The following is a 22,366-nucleotide window of genomic DNA, read 5'->3' on the forward strand; positions in this document are numbered from 1 at the left end:
CACCAGAATGACAAAAGGGGGGCGTTGACAAAGTGCTTATTGATGGTGCACCTGCACCATGGTTAAACTTGCCTACATTTTTGTGTCCGTTTTCATGCTTGTAAGTTATTGAAAAATAAACTTAAAAAAGTTGGCATTTTATCTGCTAAACCTAATATGTTAACTGCGCTGGGTAGTAGCGCTAACATGAATGGGTGCCAGGCAACGCCTATTCATGTTGTTACTACGTGGCCCGTAAACCTTACCCATACAGATTTTTCGTGTCCTGAGGTCTGTATGGGTTTTTTTTTTGCTAGAAAAACCTTAACTCGTTAATGGTTTGCGATACACTAAATCATCGCAACATTATGGCTGCTTGCTTAATGTACAAAGGCTAGCCACTGGTTTATAAAGGATTTTCGTTTGCTTGCGCTTTACCCCTCTAACAAGCTTGAACACCTAAGCTTTCTTCTTACTACCTTGCTGAAGCAACAGCCCACACCCCTATTTTGTCCTGAGACTATTTTAGTTGAAAGTCCTGGCATGCAGCACTGGATCAGTATGCAATTAGCCCGTGAGCAGGGGGTAGCGATGAATATCGACTTTCCTCTACCTGTCAGGTTTATGTGGAATACCGCTAGAGCAGTATTAGGCAGCGATACGGTACCAAAGCAGTCTCCTTATCGTCGAGAAGTCTTAGTGTGGCGTATAGACAAACTACTGCAAGACTCGTCATTAATGGCGGCGCCAGCATTCGAAGATGTGCTGCGCTACTGGCAACGAGCCGGTAGTGAGCAAGAGCAGGGTGTTCAACGATTGCAATTAGCCACAGCCCTCGCCGATGTGTATGAACAGTATTTGTTGTATCGCCCAGATTGGCTTTTTGCATGGGAAAACAATGAGCGTATTGTTTTCAACGACATGGAAATTTGGCAGAGTGAGATATGGCGTCAACTGACCCAATCTGAACCCTTACATCCTGCTCGATTACACCAACTTACCTTGGATGCGCTGAGTCATGGCACAGCGCCAAGCCAATTACCCCAGCGGGTAGTGGTATTTGCGATTAATACCATGGCGCCCCAACTTATCGCTTTCTTCGATGCGCTCGCACAACATACTGACATTCATATTTTTCATTTGAACCCTAGCGTTAATTATTGGGGAGATGCTAAAAGTGACAGTGAACTGGCTCAACAGCTACGTATGGAAGGTCTTGAGAAATGGATGAGCAACGAGCAAAGCAACCCTTTGCTAGGAAATTTAGGCAAGCAGGGTCGGGAATTATTTAATTTACTCACTGAATTAGACACGTTTGAGATTAGTGCATTTGATGCGCCCTCGATGGAGGAAAACACGCTCACGTCATCTTCTGAGCCTGCTTCTGGGCTGTTAGAGTATATACATCACGATATTTTGCACGCGGCCCCAGCCCAGCCTAAGCGAGAAGAGGCATTAAAGAAAGAGGATGATAGCGTCACCATTATGTGCGCGCATTCTGCACTTCGAGAAGTTCAAGTGTTGCACGACCATTTATTGTATTGGTTGTCGCAAGATAAAACTCGTACGCCGTCAGATATTCTCGTTATGTGTCCCGCGATAGAAAATTATGCCCCCTTTGTTGATGCTGTGTTTCATCGTGTGGGAACGAAACCACTGAGAGAAAGTGAGGCGGTTCGCCTCCCTTGCTCTATCGCAGACAGAAGTCCTATGGACGCGGAGCCATTAATTGCCGCCTTCATAGCATTGTTGCAACTACCAGACAGCCGTTTTGGTGTGTCTGATATTATGGATTACGTGCAACTGGATGCTGTCCAAAAACGGTTTAATATTACCCAGGGTGATATCGATCAAATATTGGTATGGCTAAAACAAGCCCACATTCATTGGGGATTAGACAGCCAACATAAATCCTTTGTTTCGGAGGGCGTCACAGAACAAGACGCCTACAGCTGGTGGTGGGGACTTCGCCGATTGCTAATGGGTATGTTAGCGCCAGATAAAGAATGGGTGGTGGATAACCTGCTGACTATTCCGGATGTAGAGGGGCAATCCGCCCTTGTATTAGGTAAGCTTATCGAAATTGTCGACTTACTTGGCACCTTTGCTGACCAACTTAATACGCCACGAACGCCGGCTATTTGGGCTGATGTACTTCTTGAACTGCGGGATGCCTGTTTTAAACCAACCAAAGAACAAGAGCGTAGTTGGGATCTTATCGCGAAGGTGGCGGCTGACTTAGCCGCACGTTGTGAGGAAGCTGAATATGATTACACTTTAAGCTTACGTCAAGTCAGAGAACTGTTACTTAATCGATTCTCCTCACCCGACGCGGGTAACCATTTTATGACAGGTCAGGTTACGGTGTGTTCAATGCTGCCCATGCGTAGTATTCCCTTTAGAAAGGTGTGTATCCTGGGGTTGAATGACAGTGAGTTTCCTCGAAAATCGACCCCATTAGGGTTAGACCTGATGGCTGGGCCAGCACGGCGTCTTGGCGACCGGTCCAGGCGTTTAGAAGATAGATATTTGTTTTTGGAAGCAATCATATCGACACGAGAGAGTCTTTACTTAAGCTACCAAGGCAATGATGTAAAGAATAACAGTGAACGACAACCCAGCTTGGTGTTGGCAGAATTCCTCGACATGCTGGCACTTGGCTATCAAGTGCCCCTGTCTCGTTATGTTACTCACGCGCCTTTGCACCCTTTTAGTGAAGCCAATTTTATGGGGCGAATGGCCAGTTTTGAAAAGGGCTGGTTGCGGTTGGCCAAGGCGTTACACAGCCAGAAGCGAAGCCCTGATGATGGAGGGTCTACCGGGGACAAGCATGCATCAGTAGAACCTACGACGAATTCCGCCCCCACTATTGCCCTGTCTGATGGTCAAGAGGCGAAGGACTTGCGTCTGTCTAGTGCGCAAATAGCTCGCGGGTTTAAAGATCCATTGGCCTTTTTTGCTCAGCAGCGGTTGGGGGTTAATTTGTCTCACTCTGCGGAATTGTTGGATAACAGTGAGCCCTTCGAAACTAACGCTTTAATTCGCTATCAGGTATTGGACGCTATTTTTACCTCGCCAATGGATGCTCGTGGTAACGATGAAAACACGTTATATAGTGAACAGGTGGCAGAATTCGCGCGCTTGCGAGGCGACATTCCTGATAACCCTGTTGCGCAAGACGAGCTGAATATGTGGAAAGAGGGGGCCCATGCGCTCACTCAAGCTATGGGCCCAGTAGACAGTGATGTTAAGCGTGCCAGTTTTACCGGTAAACATATTACGTTTACCGCCAGCGCTTATGAGGGCGCAGACAGTTTAATCGCCCTAAGCGCGGGTAAAGTGAACGACATTAAAGCACTTGAATACTTTATATCTCAGTTAGTATTTTGCAGTGAAGAGGAAAGACAACGTTACAGCCACTATCCATTAGATATCTATTTCTGCGATTGGGAAAAAGGTGAGACGAAATTGATGAAGCGCAGGTGCATGCCTATGAATAAAGACATCGCTGCTCAGATTTTATTGTTTATAGAGGCGCTTTTTATTCGCCTCTACACCACGCCAACCCCACTTTATCGTAGTTTGTTCGCCGATTTCATTCCAGGCAAGCGAAAATCCGACAGCGCCTCTGTCGTTGCAATGATTAAGCCTGACGTTTACCACCAGTTGCTAGACGGGCTCTCAGACGTATCTGGTATGTCGGTAGAATCAGAGGGAGAGCAGGATGTTTTACGAAAGGCAACAGCATTATTTGAGACCGAGCTGGCTGATAGGCTATTGAAAAATTGGTTACAAACCCATGGTCAATATACCCCAGATATGGCAAATAACCCTTACTTAAAGTGGCTTTATCCAGAGGGGGTAAGTTGGCGTGACTTACCGTACAAAGAAGGCTTTATCCTGTTTGCCATGGTGCACAATGCAGCGATGGAGGAGGCGCTATGAGTGATAGTAAACCCGCCTTACAGCTAAATGTTCCCGCTATGCCACTGCATGGTAGGCACCTAATTGAAGCCAGTGCGGGCACAGGTAAAACCTACAATATCACGCGCTTGTATCTTCGCTTATTGCTGGAAAAACACCTTACTGTTAAAGAAATTTTGGTCATGACGTTTACCAAAGCCGCTACCGAAGAAATTAAGGGGCGTATATCCGCCACCTTGCGCGAGGCTGCTGGGCTATGGCAAAACGTTAAAGACAGTGAACATGCACTTTCTGAAGCAGATTTAGAGACCCTAGACCCCGTGTTTTCGCATTTGTTACGTACTTGCGATGTGGATGATAGTTTAGCGCGTATAAAGGCGGCTCAACTTGAATTAGATGATGCGTCTGTGTTTACCATTCATGGTTTCTGTCAGCATGTTATAGGGCAGCTTGCTTTTAACAGCGGCTTTGCGATGTCGTTAAATCTCAGCAAAGACACCAGCGATCTATACCTGCAAGCCACAGAAGATTGGATCCGTAAAATTAGCCGTCGTGCATTAGTTGAGGGTAACAATGAAGATTTCTTATTGTTAGCTAAATACGGGTGGCACGTACCAGAGCGCTTGTTAAGTACCTTTAATGGGAGTATCAGAAGTAGTTTAACGCCCATTCTTCTGAACGAAGAAAGCATTGAGTCAGCGTTTATCTCTGATCTTGAAAATAACCCCAACACTGAAGCTGGGCACTTTTCTTCATACCTGAACCTTATTGAAAGTAATGAAGACTTGCTCTACGCGCAACTTATAAAAACGCCCGCACACAAAAAGACCCGGCCAGCAGAGTTAGAGGCATTAAAGACTTGGCTAAAACAAGGGGATTATGCATTAGCGCCTGCAGAGGCACTGGCGTTTTTAGATGGTCGACGATACGCCCGCAACACGTCCGGCGTTAAGGAAATACTGAGCCCGATAAAAATCTTCACCAAAGAAATAGAGACGGCGGTACAAGAGAAGGAAGCCGCGTTACAGCAAGTGCCCGTTTTCACACTCATTAATGACGCAATTGCGTTTATTAAACAGCGGGTGGCGAAACAGAAAAAGCAACTTGGCGTCATAGATTTCGATGATCTCATTGCTATGCTAGCCGATGAAGTGAGTAAGCCGCACAATACACTAGTTGCTCAACTACGTAAGAACTTTCCCGTGGCACTCATCGATGAATTCCAAGATACTGATGCTAAGCAATATGCAATATTGGACGCGGTGTACCCCAGCGCCAACGTAGCAAAAGACGACGCGCAGGATGGGGAAGATAATAAAACAGCACTGTTGATGATAGGTGACCCTAAACAGGCGATTTACCGTTTTCGTGGTGGCGATATCTTTACGTATTTAAAAGCAGGCCGTCAAGCGGATTACCGTTGGGTGATGAATACCAATTGGCGCTCAGTCTCTGGCATGGTGAAAGCCTATAATAGGCTGTTTTATGGCGCACCTGTGGCAAATAACGCACCTGCTGATGTATTTGGTTTTGATATCCGTTATACCCCTGTGCTGCATACTAAACATGCCAGTGCAGCTAAACAGCCGCTAGAAGATCCAAATAACGAACGTAGTGCCATGAATTATGTGAGCATGGGCTTAGAAGAAAAGCAGGATGCGAATACAATGCGGCGTAATATGGCGCAATGGATAGCCCAGGAAATTTACCGTCTTTTAAATGAAGCAAGTTTTGTTAAGCGCGGCCATGATGGGGGCGAGGTTAGCCCTGAACGTGAACCGGTGAGACCCGCTGACATCGCCATATTGGTAAAAGACAGAACTGAAGCGAATGTCATTAAACAGGTGCTACAACAAAAAGGATTAGCGAGCGTATATTTAAGTGACAGAAGCAATTTGTTTCTAACGCCTCAAGCGAAGGATGTTTTTCGCTTGCTCAACGGTATTTGGCATGCAAGTGACAACTTTAAAGTTGCTTCAAGCTTAGCGTCACCGCTTTGGGGGTATAGCCCCGACACGTTAATTAGTTTGCTTTACCATGAAGATGATGAGCAATGGGATGAGGCCTACGAACGGGTGTTACGGTTACGAGATGTTTGGCTGCAAAAAGGCTGTATGAGCGTACTGCTCCATTTACTGCAAACCCGCTATCAACCTGTTGGCGTGGATGTAGAACGAGCGTTAACCAACTATCAACACCTTGCTGAGGTGTTAGAAAAAGCCAGTACCACGCAGCCTAGGCCTGAACAACTCCTTGATTGGTTACACAAGCAAATCTATCAACCGGAATCAGATGAAGAAATGACCCTTCGTCTTGAAAGTGATAGTCAGCTAATTCGGCTTATTACTCAGCATGGGTCAAAAGGGTTGGAATACCCCATTGTTTTTGTACCTTTCGCCAGCGGCTATAAGGACCCAGCGAGAAACGGAAAGTCGTTATCGCAAATTTTCACCTACTTTGATGAAGAAAAACAAGATTTACAGTTACAGCTGGGGCAGACAAAGCAAGCCATAGCGAGGGTTCGCGCAGAGGGCGAAGCTGAAGACATGCGTTTGGCTTACGTTGCAGTCACCCGCGCAGCACATCGCTGTTACATGGGGGTGATACCCCTAGAGGGAAATCAAAAGAGTGCGCTGGCCCGTGCACTAGGGGTAAGCTCAGCTAAAGAAAAGGGAGACGATGAAAGGGGTTGGCATGATGTATTAGCTGCCATCAGCCAAGAGCCAGACGCATACACGTGTCATATCGTTGGAGATGAATTTGACGAAGTGTACTGCGGTTTTGAAGAGGCGCATCAGGATGTTCAGCTTAGCACTAACGAATTTTCCGGTAGTGACAGTGAAAATTGGCGTCTTTTTTCTTTTTCCGCCCTTAGTCGACTCGCCGTTCATCGCAGTAGCCAAGTGTCACGAGAGTTGGTTAATACCATTATGGTTATTCAAACTCAGCGTGATGAAGAAGTTGTAACATTGGACGCTACCGAATTGGATGGCATAGCACCGCTTTTACTTACTCATAGTGAGCCTACGGACAAACTACGCTTCACCTTAGAAAAAGGAGCCAGTGCGGGTAATTTGTTACATGATTTACTTGAGTTAAATGATTTTCAAGCGCCCACTTGGCACGAGCATGGCCCCGAATTGGCGAGGCGCTTTGGGTTGGAGGAAAAGGCAATTCCACGGCTGTACGAGTGGTTGGAAGAAGTGGTAGATACACCACTTTTTCCGGACGACACCCTAACCCTAGGTCAACTGGCTCTTTCACAAACGCTGAGAGAGGCTGAATTTTATTTCCCGATGAGCGAAAGCAAATGGTCTAATCTACGTACACTGTTAACTCAACACCGACAGTATGTTGCCGCCACGTTAGGCACTGAAGCTTTAACTGCTCCGCAACTCATGACCGAGGAATTAGCCGGTATGATGCACGGATTTATAGATTTAATTTTCGAGCACAATGGTCAATATTTTGTGGCAGATTATAAATCGACATGGCTTGGAAATTCCTTGTCAGACTACACACCAAACGCCCTGTTTGAAAACAATCAGCAGCATCTTTATGACCTACAGTACCTGATTTACTGCTTGGCGCTGCATCGATATTTGCAAAATGCGCTCCCCGATTATCAACCCTCATCGCATTTTGGGGGCGTTTATTATTTGTATCTGAGAGGGATGCATCCAGAAAACCTAGACGGGGAAGGGGTATTTTACACGAAGATTGACGAAGCAACATTGCGTGCATTAGATGCCATTTTCCACGGTAAAGCCACCCAAGATATCTGCCTAAATGCAGACGCTGATGATAAATAGGGCTTATGAATGACAAAGAATAGACGGATTGCCACGGACATTTTCAATGGGCTATATGGAATTGAGGCCATAGACAAATTTATTGCAATAGAATTTGCCTTACCTGAAAGCTTAGATGAAAAAGAAAATGAAATTTGGCTGCATCTGTTAGTTGCGCTTTCTTATATGCAGCGCAATGGACACAGCTGTTTACCGTTAAACGTATTGGCAGATTGTACATGGTTTAGTGATCCCGGTCTTTCTGATGTTGTTGAAGACACCGACACAAAAACCGTAGACGAGGTAAAAGTGGGTTATCGTTTTTGCGCCCTCACGCCCTTAATCGGTGTGGTGAAAAAGGCGTTGTTAGCGCCCAATATTTCCTCGCTGTTTGTTTATTCTCAAGGCGTATTTTATAGCCGTCGGTATTTTGAATTTGAACAGGAAGTGGCAGGGCAATTAGCGAATAGAACGCGCTTCGTTAATCTGGAAGAGCAAGCACTTAGCCAAGTTAAAGCATTGTGGCCAGCAATGTTCCCTACGAGTATGCAGGCGCACCAAGACTGGCAACAGATTGCAGTAGCTAAAAGCTTAGTTCAGCATTTTAGTGTGATAAATGGAGGGCCTGGTACGGGTAAAACCTATACGGTGCTTCGCTTAATATTAGCATTGCAAGCCATGGATGCAGGGCTAAATATTGTGCTCGCAGCGCCTACAGGTAAAGCACAACAGCGGATGACAGAGTCCATTCTAAGCAATATTGCTGGTCTACGTGGCAAAGTAGACGATACTTACTTAAATCGTGTACCCACCACAGCGACCACCTTACACCGATTGTTGGGCATTCGAGAATATACGGTGGCGACGAAATACGATCAATACAACCCTTTAAACCTTGATATATTGATTGTTGATGAAGCCAGTATGGTTGATTTAGCCTTGATGACAAGAATAATGCGGGCCCTTCCTGATCACGCGCGACTCTACTTTATTGGCGATGCTGACCAATTGCCTGCGGTTGAACTAGGAAACGTTTTGGAGCAATTAGTGGGGCATTCGGCACACGATGCACCGCACGCGAATCTAGATGAGGCTAAACTTGGTGCGGTGCCTACGCCGCTAAGGCAGTATATTGCGTCCTTGTGTCCACATCTGCCTTTACTCCCGGTGGATGAAGACGCAAAAACATGGGTACACACCTTACAAGCGCCACAACGGTTTAAAGGGCAAATCGCAAAGGTTGCAACAGCCATTCAAAAAGGTGAGGCTGACGCGGCGTTAGCAAGTATAACCCCAGGCGTCGACGAGGTGGCTGATTCGACAAGCTACGTATCAGTATTGCAGTCGGGCGTGACAATGCGATCAGAGCAAGATATCAGTAAGGTGCAGTTGCAGCGCATGGCGAAAGAAAGTTATGCCACCGTGTTTGCCGCCACTACCGTTGACGATGCACTCAAGCGGTTAAACAAGGTGCGCTGGTTAACGCCTATACGCAATGGCAGCATGGGCGTAGAGGGGTTAAATACGCTGATATACGACGCCATTAAACATAACATTGTCCGTCGGGAAGGAAGCTTTTATCAAGGGCAACCTATTATGATCACTAAAAATAATCACCCGCAACGGTTATCTAATGGCGAAGTGGGCATTATCTGGCCAGATTCTAGCGGCAAACTCTACGCTTGGTTTGAAACGCAAGAGGGTGATTTGCGGCATATTGCCCTTTCACGGGTACCTCAATATGAAACCGTATATGCCATGACAATTCATAAGTCACAGGGTTCTGAGTTTGACAATGTTGTATTGCTTTTGCCTAAGCCTGAAAGTGCCAAATCTGCGAGTTTGTTTCACCGGGGATTAGTTTACACCGGGCTCACCCGTGCCAAAAAAGGGTGTTTAATCATTGCTGATAGCCCCACATTTAAAGACATGGTGATAAACCTAGATACCCGTTATTCAGGCCTTGCAAATGCTATCAGTGAGAAGACCATGGGCTTATCCGAGGTTTCACAATAACTCACCGTGTTTTGATATGGGCAAAAAAACACAGCCCATAACGGAGAATATCGTCACTATTTTTCGCAATAAGATTGATGCGAGTGGGCTTTGTCACCTTGATAACGCCGCGCTCGCAGGTGAAAAATTGAGAGGGTAGGCACGGAACATCATACTTATTGTGATTTATATCAGACGCATTGTTGATTTCAAAATAAGACAAACTGTTGCTATCCACCCAGCCCACAATATCGGCAGGCGAAAGAATATAACTGGCGTGCGCTAATAGGTTTTTATGAAGGGTAATATTTGCGCCGAATACAGGTTTGCTTTGTACTGTTAATGCCAGAGGAATATCCTGGCGAAAAGAAAGCTTGAACAAAGCTGGGCTGTCAGTTTGAATAATGTTCTCCACCCCTGTAACGCGATCAGAATCTAAATTAACCATACGCTATCATTTATAAACTTGAGACTGTGAAAAAGTGTAAGGGATAGCCCTCCATGACGGGTTGATGCAGATCAAGATACACATTCACTACGCCTAATTAGTCATTTATCTCCTTTTGAGCAACAAGGTCACCTTTGTACAAGTGCAAAGATTTTGTAAAGCCTTGCACTTAATACTTCTAAACGGTCATACACTTTGCCATCTTTGTTGTTTCAGTGTTGCTTCATTAACTCCTAAGTATTTCTAACAAAGTGGCCTGCAATTTGCCTTATATTTCAAAGGCGGTAATTGCGACGTGGTTGTTCATATCATATGCATGGCATGAGAAGCCAGCAGCATGGAATGAATGACAATAGGTTTAGAGGGGAGGGGATGACCTCGCCATAATAAGAAAAGCAAAGGTGAACTCTTTTTTATGATTTCTCATAAATTCAAATGTGTATTTGTACATGTCCCTAAAACAGCTGGACAAAGCGTAGAACAGTTTTTTAAAGAAAAACTTGAAGTGAACGAAAAGTACTGCGAGGAATTACTGATTACAAAAAATGACGACCCCGCAAAAGGGCCGGCTCGATTAGCGCACTTGCGTAGTGAAGAATATGTTGCATGTGGGCACCTAGATGAAGACGCCTATCAGCACTATTTTACCTTTGGTTTTGTACGTAACCCCTGGCAAAGACTCGTTTCCGAATATCTGCATAAGAAAATAGATCGCAAAATGTCATTAAAAGAGTTTGTCCTTGAAGGTTTACCAGACCCTGATCCCCTCTGTGATGCCTATCGACATGTTATTCCACAGTACGATTTTCTCTTTGATGCAAATGGGAACCAGAACGTAGATTACATTGGACGCTTTGAAAATTTACACGAATCCTTTGCGGTTATCTGCAATAAATTAGAATTGGGCGCGGCTCAGTTACCTCACAAAAATTCCGCTTATAGCCCTCGACGTGCCTTGCTACGTAAATGTAGGCACATGTTTAGCGGGCAAAAGTCTCGCGTGAAAAAACATTATACTGAGTATTATGACGATGAACTGCTCAAGGTAGTGAACACTATGTACGCTAAAGATATTGAACAATTCGGCTATGTGTTTGGGCAATAGTTTTGTATCAAGGGGCTATGCTTGGAAAGCAAGGGATTGATGGCGGGCGAGGTTTTTCTTGCCTCTAGGATGTGGGATACTAAACCCTTGTTCCCTATTAGCTTTAAGTGATAAATGAAAAGCATTGATCAGCCCGTAACCGCCAGTTTTCGATTTTTATCTTTAGACATGATGCAAGCCTATACGCTGAAAAAGGAAGTGAGTGGTGCTTGGTTTTACAAAGATGAAGCAAAAGAGGTGTTTGTCGGCGTAGTGCCCTTGATAGAAGCCCATTTCGACGAATTGAATGACTATTTCATTCGACAACAGTTAGCCTACGATGAGTGTGATATCTACGTGGAAGCCACTGCGCAAGGAAGTGAGAAAACCGCACAGATAAACGTACCGCGGGAAGTGAACCGGGTATTAAAATACCTAGATTGCCCGCTAACCTATGCGGTTAAGCATGCTTTGGCAGCGCGTTAGAACGCCGTCTACCTACAGGCTTAGTGATGTCGAAGAGCGTCTATCAGCTCACTTTTCGACATGGATGAACGGCCGTCGATACCCACTTCTTTTGCCCTCTCATACAGTTCCTTTTTCGTGCGCTTTTCATATTTTTCTGCCTTTCCACCCTTTTGGGAAGGCGATTGGCTGTTGTTGGCTTGAGCGTTTGCAATGCGAGCAGACTTCTCCTTGCTATAGCCCTCATCCCTTAATGCTTCATAGGTCTCTTCGTTCTTAATTTGATTCCCGTGATCCTTCGCCATGATAAGTCTCCTCTCTTCTCACTTTTTGGTCATTTCGGCGCCTATGTGTAGTTACTCGTATAGGAAAGACTTGGATTACTCTAAAAAAGAAGAGAAAACTATCGGAAAAATAATGGCGTTTACCGCATTGGTAAACAGCGTTTGATTTACCTTGCACTTAATAGAAGCAAAAATGCCTAATAGTTTAATAAGCTTACAAGGCGTGGTGCAACGTTGCACAATTAAAGTGCATTTATATCAATGATTTACCGAAAATTGGCGCTTGCAAGCCTCGTTTTTCCCGACTAGTCTAGGTTGAGTTCACTTCTAAGGCAGGGAAAAATATGCGTCAACATAACAATCAAAACCTCCAACCCGAGAACAATTCACGCAGGCAATGGCTTAAGTCGGTCGGTTTAGGCGCAGGCGCTGTTGCGTTAACTTCAAGCGTTGATTCTTTCGTTAAAGATTTACACGCAGCGGGTATGCCTACGGAACATTTTCCTTCGGCTACACCAAACGTGAATGACGGTCTTGTTAGGCTTTCGTCAAACGAAAATGCGTTTGGTCCATCGAAAAAAGCCGCTAAGGCAATGCAAAGCGAATTGCTTAACTTAGCGCGTTATACCGACGCCACTGTAGACGTGCTAGCGAAAAAGATTGCAAAGCAGGAAGGCGTACTCCCTGAGCAAGTCGTAATTACTAACGGCTCATCACCCATCTTATTTGGCTATGCAGATTGGATAACCAAAAACGGTAATAAATTGGTTACGTCAATGGCTACCTATGAAGGGATCCCTCGGGGGGCAGAATTCATGGGCGCAGATGTGACTTACGTTCCTTTAGCTGCCGATATGACATTTGATTTAGACGCGATAGAGGCTGCGGTAACAGAAGATACAACGGCGGTGTACGTGTGTAACCCAAATAACCCTACGGGGAGCATGGTAGATGCGGCTAAACTGACGGCATTTGCTAAGCGCGTGTCGAAAAAAGCGCAAGTGTTTATTGATGAAGCTTATATTGAAATGTCAGACGCATACCCCGCAAATGTGCAATCTAAACTTGTTGCTGAGGGGCATAACGTTGTGATTTGTCGCACCTTTTCGAAAATTCATGCCATGGCTGGGCAGCGTTTAGGTTACGCAATCATGCCTGCAGAACAGGCTACTTCAATGGGTAGACTGTTAAGAATGGGGGGCGTGAATTATTTAGCGCTTGTTGCAGGCATGGCGAGTATGGACGACCATGAAAACCTTAATGTTATGCGTAAGCGCATTAAAATTGAGAGAGATAAATTAATTGGTGCAGCCGAAGCCCTAGGTCAACCTTATGCTAAGCACCCGCAAGGCAATTTTGTTTACCTAGATACAGGAATGCCACATGATAAATTTGCAGAAAAGATGAAAGCGCAAGGCATTAAAGTGGTAGGCAGAACATGGCCTGGTTACGACACTTGGTCGCGAATTAGTGTAGGAACGCCTGCTGAAACAGATGCGTGTGTGAAGGCGCTAAAGGTGGTTTTAGCTTAAATTGAAACCGACTAGCATGAATCAATACTGATAGTGCGCCAAAGTAGGCCCAGTGTACTGTGCGTTATGCAGAAAACATTGGGCCTTTTTTGTATCGAAAAGCGTGAATGTGGCTTTTTTGCAGTTTATTCAGACTCTATGGCAAATGTTAAGCCGGCTTTTTCTTCTAGCCGCTGAATGAGATTTTGCCCAAGGGCTGCTGCTGGCGTATAAAAGCCGCCAGGTAAAGTGACATCCTGACAAAGACACAGCGCAGATTCTGATATCATTTTACATGTAGAGCCGTATCCGGGATCTTTATCGCCCTTTACCGAAACCGCTAGGGTGTCACCATTGGTGGCTTGGCCTACAAATAGAACATCATAAAACCCATTTTCTCGTTCTTCTTTACTTGGTCCTTCACCGGGTTTTGGGCCCTTGTCGCTGGCTAAAGATTTATCATTGGCGACGTGTTTCGCCATAGCTTCTCCCTTTTCGCCGGGGCCTGTCATCATCATTTCGTCGTATTGAAACGCATCTCCATACGCATAATCATTTAAGAAGTTAGTGCGATGAACATTTTTGGTATTAATTGCTGCCATGATAAAAGGGGCTACCCAGGTGCCAAGTTCCTCATCATAGTAAGGTTTGGTGCCGTCAGGTTGTGGCGCTTTATTGTTCATGTCTGCAAGAGAGTAAGGGTTGATAAGGGCAGACATGATGGACTTGTCTTTATGCGCTGCCGCCATAGTGGCTTTAAGGCTCGCCGCGGTGCCGCCAGAAAATGTGCCTTGCATCTTACGTACTCTGCCTTTTACATAATCAATGGGCTGGCCGGTTTTTGCATGTGCATGCTGTTGTAAATAAAACACGCCCAAATCGAAAGGTACTGAATCAAAGCCGCATGAGAATACGATGTTCGCGCCAGTTTCTTTTGCCTTAGTTTGGTATTTGCCAATCATTTGATGCATCCATGCGGGCTCCCCACACAAATCCGTGTAACCCGTCCCGTTGTCTACACAGGCTTTTAGCAATGGTTCTCCATATAGTTGATATGGCCCCACCGTTGTTAATACCACTTGGGTGCGTTTTGTTAAGGCGTCGAGTGCATCAGCGTCGCCACCATCGGCGACAATGGTTGAAACGTTTTCACTTATGCCTAGTGATGATTTTATGTTATCTAGCTTCTCAGCATTACGCCCAGCAATCGCCCATTTTACTTGTTTATTGTCTTTGTATTGGGCGTGAAAGTATTCTGCAACCAGTTTGCCGGTAAAGCCTGTTGCGCCGTATATGACAACATCAAATTCCCGTTCATTATTCATGATTCGTTCCTGACTTCTTATGAAAATGTATTTGTGCTTTCAATATACGCACAAGAAAGCGACACGATTATTTTTTTCCTAAATGGGTGTCTATTCATGAAACCGTTGGACTAAAACCAGGTATTGTCTCTTTGTTAGCTTGTCAATGTAGTACGCCACGAGCTGCTATTTACGGCACGAAGCGACGAATTGAGCAAGCCGGTTTAAACCTTCAATTAACCTTGATTCCTCAGTGGCGAAGGAGAGACGCACGTACTGACTGGCGTTGTGTTCACCAAAGTCGTTGCCAGGGGTAAGGGCTACATGGTGGGTGTCCAATAATTTATCGCAAAACTCAATGGCTGACAGTTCTGTATTACTGATATTGATGTAGGCATAAAATGCGCCATCTGGGTATGCATCAATACTTAGCCCCATTGTTGAAATTGCGTTGAATACTATATTTGCGCGCACACTGAGTGTGTTCTTGTTTTCTTCTGATTGTGCTAACGCACCTGGTGTAAAGCACGCAAGGGCGGCTTTTTGAGACAGAGTTGACGGGCAAATAAATAAATTTTGTGCGAGTTTTTCAACGATAGACGTCATCGCATTTGGCACCACGCTCCATCCAAGGCGCCAGCCTGTCATACCAAAATACTTAGAAAAGCTATTGATGACAATAAGGGTGTCTTGCAGGTTGCGGTTTGCTAATACAGAGTGAAGTTGTGCGCTTTCTTGTTGATGGGGCGGCGTTAGAGCCAAATCGAGATATATTTCATCTACAATCAAAAAGCCGTTGTTTTCCTTACATATCTGGCCTATGGCGGCTAGTTCTTCGGGGCAAATAGCGGTGCCAGTTGGATTCGCTGGCGTGGCAATCAAGACTCCCTTAGTATTGCTTTTCCAATGTTTCTTAACATCGTTACAGGTGAGTTGAAAGTTATTCTGACTTCGTGTTGGCACTAAGGTAACGTCTGCTCCGAATGCGTTGAGAAAACGTCGATTACAAGGGTAAGAAGGGTCCCCCAAAATGACGTTATCACCAGGCTCCACAAGGGCAGCGCTAGCAAGAAGAAGTGCGGCTGAAGCGCCTGCAGTTACCACAATACGAGATGATGGAACATGTAAACCGTGCTTTTTGTGGTAAAAGTTGGCAATGGCTTCACGTAGTTCGGGTAGTCCAAGGGCTGACGTGTAGGGATAATCTGGCGTATCCAGCGAGGCCTTCATGGCGTCTAGCACGGGCGTGGGGGCGCCAAAATCAGGTTCGCCTAGATTGAGGCGAATCACATCCGCCCCGGTTGCTGCTAATTGGGCTGCTTTTTCTCCGTAAGCCATTGCTAAAAATGGCGATATTTCTGTAGCTCGTGTGGCAAATTTCAAGATTAAAACCTGTGATGCTGAAAGGTGTAAAACGTTTTGCGTTATTAGGGAGCACCCAGGTTCGATATTCAAGTATTTTCTTTAGAACCCCCAATTTTAAGGTGAACAACAATAGGCAAAAGTTTCAACTTGCTGTAGGGTAGTTAAATTAGAATGAAAAACATAACTCGTTGTTTTATATTGTCAAATAAATCAAGCGCATGGCCTCTCCAAGGCTTGGAGAGTAGCCTTCGTCCCGTTACGTTGAAAACAATGCGTGTTCGCTTTATGACTATTAATACAAGTACATAGAAGGAAATCTTTAATGCTGCAGTTGCACTTATCCCAGTGGCCAAAAAATGATGGCGCAACATTGCGTTACCCCTGGGCGGCCCTTTTTTTATTGCTCATTGTTTTTACCTGTTCAGCGAGCGCGGCGCTGCCAAGTATCGAAGAATTTACCGATGGTATGGTGAAAAAAGAGGGGCTTATTCCACTCTATTATGACCAAGATAACGACAACGTGTATTTGGCGGTTGACGTCAGTGCCAGCGAGTACTTGTTTCAAAGTAGTTTGCCACAAGGTGTAGGCTCTAATGATATTGGGCTGGATCGCGGCCAACTCGGTAAAACACGTTTGATACGGTTTGAACGTTTTGGAAACAAGCTATTGCTTAAGCAGTTGAATACCCAATACCGTGCCGAACACGGGAGTGTGGCCGAGAAGCAAAGTATTGATGAAGCGTTTGCCGATTCGGTGCTTGCAGGTTTTGTTATAAAAGCCAAAAGCGAGCAGGCTAATCTTATTGATTATACGCCATTCTTATTAAGCGATATTCATGGGATTGGGAATAGACTCTCCGGCCGTAAGCAGGGCACATATAGTGTGGATGGTAATCGAAGTGGTGTTTACATGGCGAGGACGAAAGGATTTGCGTTGAACACTGAGCTTGAAGCCCTCGTTACGTTTAAAGGAAAAAAACCTGGAGAATATGTTCGACAGGTAACGCCAGATGCAGAAAGTATGACGGTACACTTACATCATTCCTTTATTGCGCTACCTGATGAAGGCTATCAACCTAGAGACTACCACCCTTATTCTGGCTATTGGAAGTTTCGTTTTTTCGACTACTCCACCCCCATTAATGAGCCCACAGAACAGCGCTTTATTACCAGACATCGACTGCATAAAAAAGACCCCCATGCGGGGGTTAGTGAGGCGGTTGAGCCTATTGTCTATTATCTTGATCCAGGTATCCCCGAGCCGGTGATGAGCGCTCTGAAAGAAGGCGCTAGTTGGTGGAATCAAGCATTTGAAGCAGCAGGTTATAAAGATGCGTTTCAAGTGAAAGTTTTACCTGACGGTGCCGATCCAATGGATGTTCGCTATAACGTCATTAATTGGGTTCATCGTGCAACACGAGGGTGGTCTTATGGTTCTTCAGTAGTAGACCCACGAACTGGAGAGATTGTTAAGGGGCACGTGACACTTGGTTCGTTGCGCGTGCGACAGGACTATTTAATTGCACTAGGCTTAACGAGCCCGTTTGAGGGCAATGGCAATGACACTCAAGCGGCACAGGAAATGGCGCTAGATAGAATTAAGCAACTGTCGGCTCATGAAGTCGGCCATACTTTGGGCATTGCCCACAATTTTGCTGCGAGTGAAAACGAGCGCGCGTCTGTGATGGATTATCCACACCCTAAATTGACCATAGTCAATGGGGAGATAAGTTTAGAAGGAGCGTACGACAAAGGTATTGGTAGCTGGGATAAGCATGCTGTGGCCTATGGCTATCAAGATTTTGCGAGCATCAGTGATGAACAAGAAGGGCTCGCTAAAATTGTGGTGAAAGGAAGAAATGCAGGGCTGGCGTTTAAGTCTGATACAGATACGCGTAGTTCACGCCATGGTTCATCCAATGGTCATATGTGGGAAAATGGTGACGACCCTTTAGATGCATTCGATCACATATCGGAGGTAAGGCGTTTAGCATTATATAATTTAGGGTTAAACACGTTGCCGGCAAACGCCCCTTTGTCATCATTAGAAAATGCGCTTGTTCCCATTTATCTTCTTCATCGATATCAACTTGAAGCTGTTGCTAAACAAGTGGGTGGGCTGGTGTATGAATATGAGAGGAAGGGAGATTACACCACTCCCCAAGGTCAAACTTTTGTTGCACCACAGGTGCAGCAGCGTGCAATGCAACAACTTATAAAAGCCTCCACCCCTGAATACCTTACAATACCAGAGTCAGTGTTGGCGCTGATCCCCCCAACCGCTTACGGCAGTGATATCACTCGCGAGCACTTTAAAAGCAAAATGGGATTAATGTTAGACCCTGTGTCGGCGGCTGCATCGGCTAGTGATTTTTCATTACGGTTACTTTTGCACCCTGAGCGGTTGAATAGACTGGAGTGGCAAGTATCGAGTAGCAACGACCGCCGCAAGAAAGTAGGTGTCGAATTACTGGTTAAGCAAATATTGACGGTGCATTGGTATAAAGGTGAGCAAAGTCCATTGGCAAAACGACTTCGACTGGTTGCACTAAACGCAATTATGGATACTGTAACAAGTGACGCTCTGGCGCCTGAAGTGAAACTTGCCGCAGAAACCGCGCTACTGGAGTTTGATGAATGGTTGGACGATGAAGCGGACAATGATGAATATGACATTCTCCATACCTATTTTGAAACCTATTGGAAAACAAAACAGTGGCCTGGCTCATTCAACGTGAAACCGCTACCGCCGGGCTCACCAATATAGCCTTCCATTCCAAACTTGGACATCCACCTAAATTGGTGGATGTCCAATTCTTTAGAAATCACAAACTTTGAATCTAGACACCCGATCTAAAAGGTGGCTGTCCAATACCGGGAAGTTTTGAAAACCGAGAAGGTATCATTACCCTGCAGATCATCATATGTACAAAACAGTATTGTAAACATGATATTCCGAGGTTTTACGAAAAATAGAGGACAATTACCTGACGGTGACATTAGAAGTGAGTATGAGATAGTTAATTTGAGAGTAGATACTCGCCGATTAGGACTTGAGTTTTTATGACGCCAGCCTGTGTATGGCAATAGGTAAACTTATGTTAGACGCAAATTTATTTTCGATACCGTATACAAGTTCTGACCAATTGACTTGCAAAAGCCCCGTTCTTTCTAATATGGATTCACAATATTCTGGCGTGTTCATTGGTGAACTATCTCTATTTTTTCTGCCTATATAATCAACCAGTAATAGATATTCTCTTAATGAAAAGGGAATGCCCTGGTTGATGTTTTTTGAGTGACTACCTACGAATGGTGCAAGTCGTTTTGCCTGTTTACCTACCTTTGCCGCCAGGATCCTGCGTCTTATACTGGTGTGCAAAGAATCTTCTGGCTTGTCAGCTAGGCCAGCTCGCATAGGGTTTAAATCAACATAAGCCATACACGCTAAGAGTGACGCCTCGTCCAACAGTGCTTGCGATTTAAATCGTCCTTCCCAAAAGCGACCAGTGCAATCATCTTCTTTATTTGCACGTCGAGCAATATATTCATTTAGGTGTCTCATATACCAACTTATATCGTATAGACGTTTACGGTAAATTTCGACTGTCTCCATAATGGTGGCAAGCTGATGCTGAGTCAGTAGCTTCCTCTTTGACTTGTTCACAAATTGCCTCGTAAGAAACGTGCCTTTATGTAACCGGTGCCAGCGATGTAGTACTTCTTCTATACTCCATGACTGGGCTTGCGCTTTATTCGCGTTCAATACTAAATGGGTATGGTTAGACATCACCGCATAAGCGCAGATGTCAATAGCGTAAATAGAGGATAGGGTAAGGCTCCGGTTCTCTACCCACTGTTTCCTATGTTCATAACTTTTCCCTGAAGTACTGTCTTTTCCACATAAATAAGCACGCCGCACGCATCGTGATATACAGTGGTAGTACGTTGTATTATCGAGATTAATTAGCTGCTTGCGTGGAAGAGGCATAGTAGGCACTGGCTCAAAACTATAAGGCTTATGATAGTGAGACATATTAACGCTCGGTGAAACTGTCCAAAGGAATGGATTTTGAAATTATACAAGAAATACGAGGTGTGAACTTCAAAGGTTGGACACCCACTAAAATGTGTGGGTGTCCAAGGTTCTGTTATTTGCTAGGTAATTGAGTAGTAATTGGTAAATACCTTGTACAATTGGGTTCCACTTAACACGGATGCGGATGGGAAATGCAGGATGGGGATAAGGTCGCAAGGAGCATTTAACAGTTTACTGCCATTATTGTTGTCTAAATCATCAATATTGAGAATTTGCGCCAAAGGTTGACCTTTTGTAATTGCATGGCCTGGTTTCGCTAAATACTCAACCATTCCCCCCCAATCGGTGAACAAAGTTTTATAGTCCCGTAAGTTGACGCCAATTCTTTGCATGCTTTCGGGTTTAACGTCGCATTGATAAAAAGCGCCTTTTGCATTGAGGTAGCTGATTATGCTAGCCGCATCAATCGCTCCTTCACTAAAGTTAATGACTTCCTGACTACCCATTTCTAAGGTGAAAGCTTCAACGTCAAATGAAACATCTCTGTCTAATCGAGTTTTTACGTGCTCTTGAAGCGTCCACCAAGGGCAAAACGTGGCCTCATCTAGTGCGCCGGCAAATATGTTAGGAATGAATATGCAATGGGGAATATTAAATAATGCTGCACTATCCTTTGCGTATTCTGGAATATAAATATGACGGGTCGATACTGGGCCATTATGTAAATCTAATACATAATCTGCATTCACTGCCAACTGCTGCAGTTTCAGATTTAATTGCTGGGCTAAACCCAGTCCCCAAGGCTCGTCCAATTTCTCGTTTATGGCGTTTGTAAGATGTTGACGAAAGCGTTGCTTAATACCAGCTATGGACTCTTCAGGGGTTACTGTATTAGCAAAGGTTTCAACACTTCCCTTGTCATAAAAATAGCCTCTGTTCCAATTTGTGCCATTTACCGGGTCGAATCTACCGAGCGTATATTCTCCGGCCTTGATATTGGTGCCAATTGGGTTGCAGTTGGGAACCAATATAATCTCGCCACATATATCCATATTTTTTAAACGCTGTATCAGGTGATATATAACCACATTTCCTTGTACTTCTGCGCCATGGATAGAGCTTTGAATATAAACGGTAGGGCCAGGGCGAGCGCCTTTCATTCGGTAAATGGGCACATTCATGTTTCGCCCCGACGCATTTTGCGCAACGACGAGATGTGATTTCACAACCTCTGTAGTCATGATTGATCCTCTTATTTTTGCAATTTCTTAGTTCTAATTCTTCGTGATCATTTTTGCTTTATAACAGGGAGTTTACTTGCATAAATGACAGTGAGTGCCTTCTGGTAACGCCCATTTCTGCCATTCATGAGACAACCCATCGAAGGTCATTAAGGTGTTTAACGGTAAATCGCCCACGCCCATGATGACTTGCATAGCGTACAAGGATTGGTATGTTCCAATGATATTAACCACAGGGGAAAATATGCCCGCTTCAACACAACTTAGTTGGGGGGACGAGAACAACCGCTGAAAACAATTGTAGCAGCAACTCATACCAGGTAATGCAACAAATAATTGCCCTTCAAACCTTATGGCGGCGCCACTAATTAAAGGCGTGTGGGCGGTATAACAAAGCTTGTTGATGAGTTTGCGAGCATCGCTGTTGTCAGTGCAATCTAGCACAACATCCGCGTGCTTTATCAAGTCTAGATGCTGCTCGCTAATGGGGGCATCAACCGTCATTATCTGGCAATCACTATTCATTTGCGCTAGCTTGTCTTTTGCCGCTAGCACTTTTGGCTTGCCTACGTCTTTATCATTGAATAAAGTTTGCCTCGGAAGGTTATGATGCTCTATGTCGTCAAAGTCTAGCAACGTTAGTTTACCCACTCCACTAGCGCACAAACTGCTTGCGGCAGCGTTGCCTAGGCCGCCTAAGCCTATTATCACAATGTGGGCGTTCACCAGCTTTTCTTGTCCATCAAGGTCAACTTGTGGAAGCACAATATGACGGTTGTAGCGCAAGGCTTGTGTGGTTGAAAGCATCTTAGGCATAGGTTATGACAAGATTATTGTTGAATTCATGGTGTGCACCCTTATAAAGTGTTAACCAATAACAAAATTATGCGCGTACTTTACCAAAGTAGCGCCATAGTCGCACAGCAATTTAGGATT

14 protein-coding genes are annotated in these 22,366 nt (G+C 44.9%); 7 read left to right on the forward strand and 7 right to left on the reverse strand.

From position 1 onward, the window contains the following. Positions 1-402 precede the first annotated feature (402 nt). The 3 genes from recC to recD are packed head-to-tail and all read left to right on the forward strand — an operon-like array spanning position 403 to position 9,710. Positions 403-3,924 (forward strand): exodeoxyribonuclease V subunit gamma, encoded by a 3,522-nt coding sequence (gene recC / locus IUA53_RS07895; RefSeq protein ID WP_196899038.1) that lies wholly within the window; start codon positions 403-405, stop codon positions 3,922-3,924. Continuing rightward, positions 3,921-7,715 carry an exodeoxyribonuclease V subunit beta gene (recB, locus tag IUA53_RS07900; RefSeq protein WP_196899040.1) on the forward strand — a complete coding sequence of 1,265 codons (3,795 nt, stop codon included), beginning with the start codon at positions 3,921-3,923 and terminating at the stop codon, positions 7,713-7,715. Before recC ends, recB begins: the two co-directional genes overlap by 4 nt. Before the next feature lie 9 nt (positions 7,716-7,724). Beyond that, entirely contained in the window at positions 7,725-9,710 is a 1,986-nt protein-coding gene (gene recD, locus IUA53_RS07905; protein WP_196899041.1) for an exodeoxyribonuclease V subunit alpha, read from the forward strand. Position 9,711: 1 nt separating this feature from the next. On the opposite strand, the gene IUA53_RS07910 is transcribed toward recD, so the two are convergent. Continuing rightward, positions 9,712-10,137 carry a hypothetical protein gene (locus IUA53_RS07910; protein WP_044057325.1) on the reverse strand — a complete coding sequence of 142 codons (426 nt, stop codon included), beginning with the start codon at positions 10,135-10,137 and terminating at the stop codon, positions 9,712-9,714. A 415-nt stretch (positions 10,138-10,552) separates the two neighbouring features. Here IUA53_RS07910 and IUA53_RS07915 point away from each other — a divergent pair, with 415 nt between their 5' ends. Continuing rightward, complete coding sequence (locus IUA53_RS07915) at positions 10,553-11,242, forward strand: sulfotransferase family 2 domain-containing protein (protein ID WP_196899043.1); 690 nt, start codon at positions 10,553-10,555, stop codon at positions 11,240-11,242. Between the two features lie 114 nt (positions 11,243-11,356). Further along, the gene (locus tag IUA53_RS07920) at positions 11,357-11,707 is read left to right on the forward strand and encodes a hypothetical protein (protein ID WP_196899045.1); all 351 of its coding nucleotides are present in this window, start codon (positions 11,357-11,359) and stop codon (positions 11,705-11,707) included. A gap of 20 nt (positions 11,708-11,727) precedes the next feature. Here the strand turns inward: IUA53_RS07920 and IUA53_RS07925 are convergent, their stop codons facing one another. After that, the gene (locus IUA53_RS07925; protein ID WP_044057322.1) at positions 11,728-11,991 is read right to left on the reverse strand and encodes a DUF7218 family protein; all 264 of its coding nucleotides are present in this window, start codon (positions 11,989-11,991) and stop codon (positions 11,728-11,730) included. Positions 11,992-12,314: 323 nt separating this feature from the next. On the opposite strand from IUA53_RS07925, the gene IUA53_RS07930 reads away from it, so the two are divergent. Then, positions 12,315-13,502 carry a pyridoxal phosphate-dependent aminotransferase gene (locus tag IUA53_RS07930; protein ID WP_044057321.1) on the forward strand — a complete coding sequence of 396 codons (1,188 nt, stop codon included), beginning with the start codon at positions 12,315-12,317 and terminating at the stop codon, positions 13,500-13,502. A 125-nt stretch (positions 13,503-13,627) separates the two neighbouring features. Here the strand turns inward: IUA53_RS07930 and IUA53_RS07935 are convergent, their stop codons facing one another. Both IUA53_RS07935 and IUA53_RS07940 read right to left on the reverse strand, forming a co-directional pair. Continuing rightward, on the reverse strand, positions 13,628-14,806 hold the full coding sequence (locus IUA53_RS07935) for a saccharopine dehydrogenase family protein (protein ID WP_196899047.1): 1,179 nt from the start codon (positions 14,804-14,806) through the stop codon (positions 13,628-13,630). 165 nt (positions 14,807-14,971) lie between these two features. Continuing rightward, positions 14,972-16,168 carry an aminotransferase class I/II-fold pyridoxal phosphate-dependent enzyme gene (locus IUA53_RS07940; RefSeq protein ID WP_196899049.1) on the reverse strand — a complete coding sequence of 399 codons (1,197 nt, stop codon included), beginning with the start codon at positions 16,166-16,168 and terminating at the stop codon, positions 14,972-14,974. A gap of 304 nt (positions 16,169-16,472) precedes the next feature. Between IUA53_RS07940 and IUA53_RS07945 the strand changes: the two genes are divergently transcribed. Then, a complete protein-coding gene (locus IUA53_RS07945; RefSeq protein WP_196899051.1) occupies positions 16,473-18,917 on the forward strand; it encodes a zinc-dependent metalloprotease in 2,445 nt (814 codons plus the stop codon). Between the two features lie 294 nt (positions 18,918-19,211). Here IUA53_RS07945 and IUA53_RS07950 read toward each other — a convergent pair whose 3' ends face one another. The 3 genes from IUA53_RS07950 to IUA53_RS07960 all read right to left on the reverse strand — a co-directional run bounded on the left by IUA53_RS07950 (position 19,212) and on the right by IUA53_RS07960 (position 22,246). After that, positions 19,212-20,186 (reverse strand): transposase, encoded by a 975-nt coding sequence (locus IUA53_RS07950; protein ID WP_442859011.1) that lies wholly within the window; start codon positions 20,184-20,186, stop codon positions 19,212-19,214. A 122-nt stretch (positions 20,187-20,308) separates the two neighbouring features. Further along, the gene (locus IUA53_RS07955; RefSeq protein WP_196899053.1) at positions 20,309-21,430 is read right to left on the reverse strand and encodes a succinylglutamate desuccinylase/aspartoacylase domain-containing protein; all 1,122 of its coding nucleotides are present in this window, start codon (positions 21,428-21,430) and stop codon (positions 20,309-20,311) included. Between the two features lie 72 nt (positions 21,431-21,502). Beyond that, positions 21,503-22,246, reverse strand: coding sequence for a HesA/MoeB/ThiF family protein (locus IUA53_RS07960; RefSeq protein WP_196899055.1), 744 nt, complete (start codon positions 22,244-22,246; stop codon positions 21,503-21,505). Between the last annotated feature and the right edge of the window lie 120 nt (positions 22,247-22,366).

Origin of the sequence: Alteromonas sp. B31-7, assembly GCF_015767655.1 — a bacterium.
Lineage (GTDB): Bacteria > Pseudomonadota > Gammaproteobacteria > Enterobacterales > Alteromonadaceae > Alteromonas > Alteromonas australica.

Bases quoted from the DNA above. Each gene is read 5' to 3' on its own strand.
- recB (WP_196899040.1), top strand. From the start codon at position 3,921: ATGAGTGATAGTAAACCCGCCTTACAGCTAAATGTTCCCGCTATGCCA.
- recD (WP_196899041.1), top strand. From the start codon at position 7,725: ATGACAAAGAATAGACGGATTGCCACGGACATTTTCAATGGGCTATAT.
- IUA53_RS07910 (WP_044057325.1), bottom strand. From the start codon at position 10,137: ATGGTTAATTTAGATTCTGATCGCGTTACAGGGGTGGAGAACATTATT.
- IUA53_RS07915 (WP_196899043.1), top strand. From the start codon at position 10,553: ATGATTTCTCATAAATTCAAATGTGTATTTGTACATGTCCCTAAAACA.
- IUA53_RS07920 (WP_196899045.1), top strand. From the start codon at position 11,357: ATGAAAAGCATTGATCAGCCCGTAACCGCCAGTTTTCGATTTTTATCT.
- IUA53_RS07925 (WP_044057322.1), bottom strand. From the start codon at position 11,991: ATGGCGAAGGATCACGGGAATCAAATTAAGAACGAAGAGACCTATGAA.
- IUA53_RS07930 (WP_044057321.1), top strand. From the start codon at position 12,315: ATGCGTCAACATAACAATCAAAACCTCCAACCCGAGAACAATTCACGC.
- IUA53_RS07935 (WP_196899047.1), bottom strand. From the start codon at position 14,806: ATGAATAATGAACGGGAATTTGATGTTGTCATATACGGCGCAACAGGC.
- IUA53_RS07945 (WP_196899051.1), top strand. From the start codon at position 16,473: ATGCTGCAGTTGCACTTATCCCAGTGGCCAAAAAATGATGGCGCAACA.
- IUA53_RS07950 (WP_442859011.1), bottom strand. From the start codon at position 20,186: ATGTCTCACTATCATAAGCCTTATAGTTTTGAGCCAGTGCCTACTATG.
- IUA53_RS07955 (WP_196899053.1), bottom strand. From the start codon at position 21,430: ATGACTACAGAGGTTGTGAAATCACATCTCGTCGTTGCGCAAAATGCG.
- IUA53_RS07960 (WP_196899055.1), bottom strand. From the start codon at position 22,246: ATGCCTAAGATGCTTTCAACCACACAAGCCTTGCGCTACAACCGTCAT.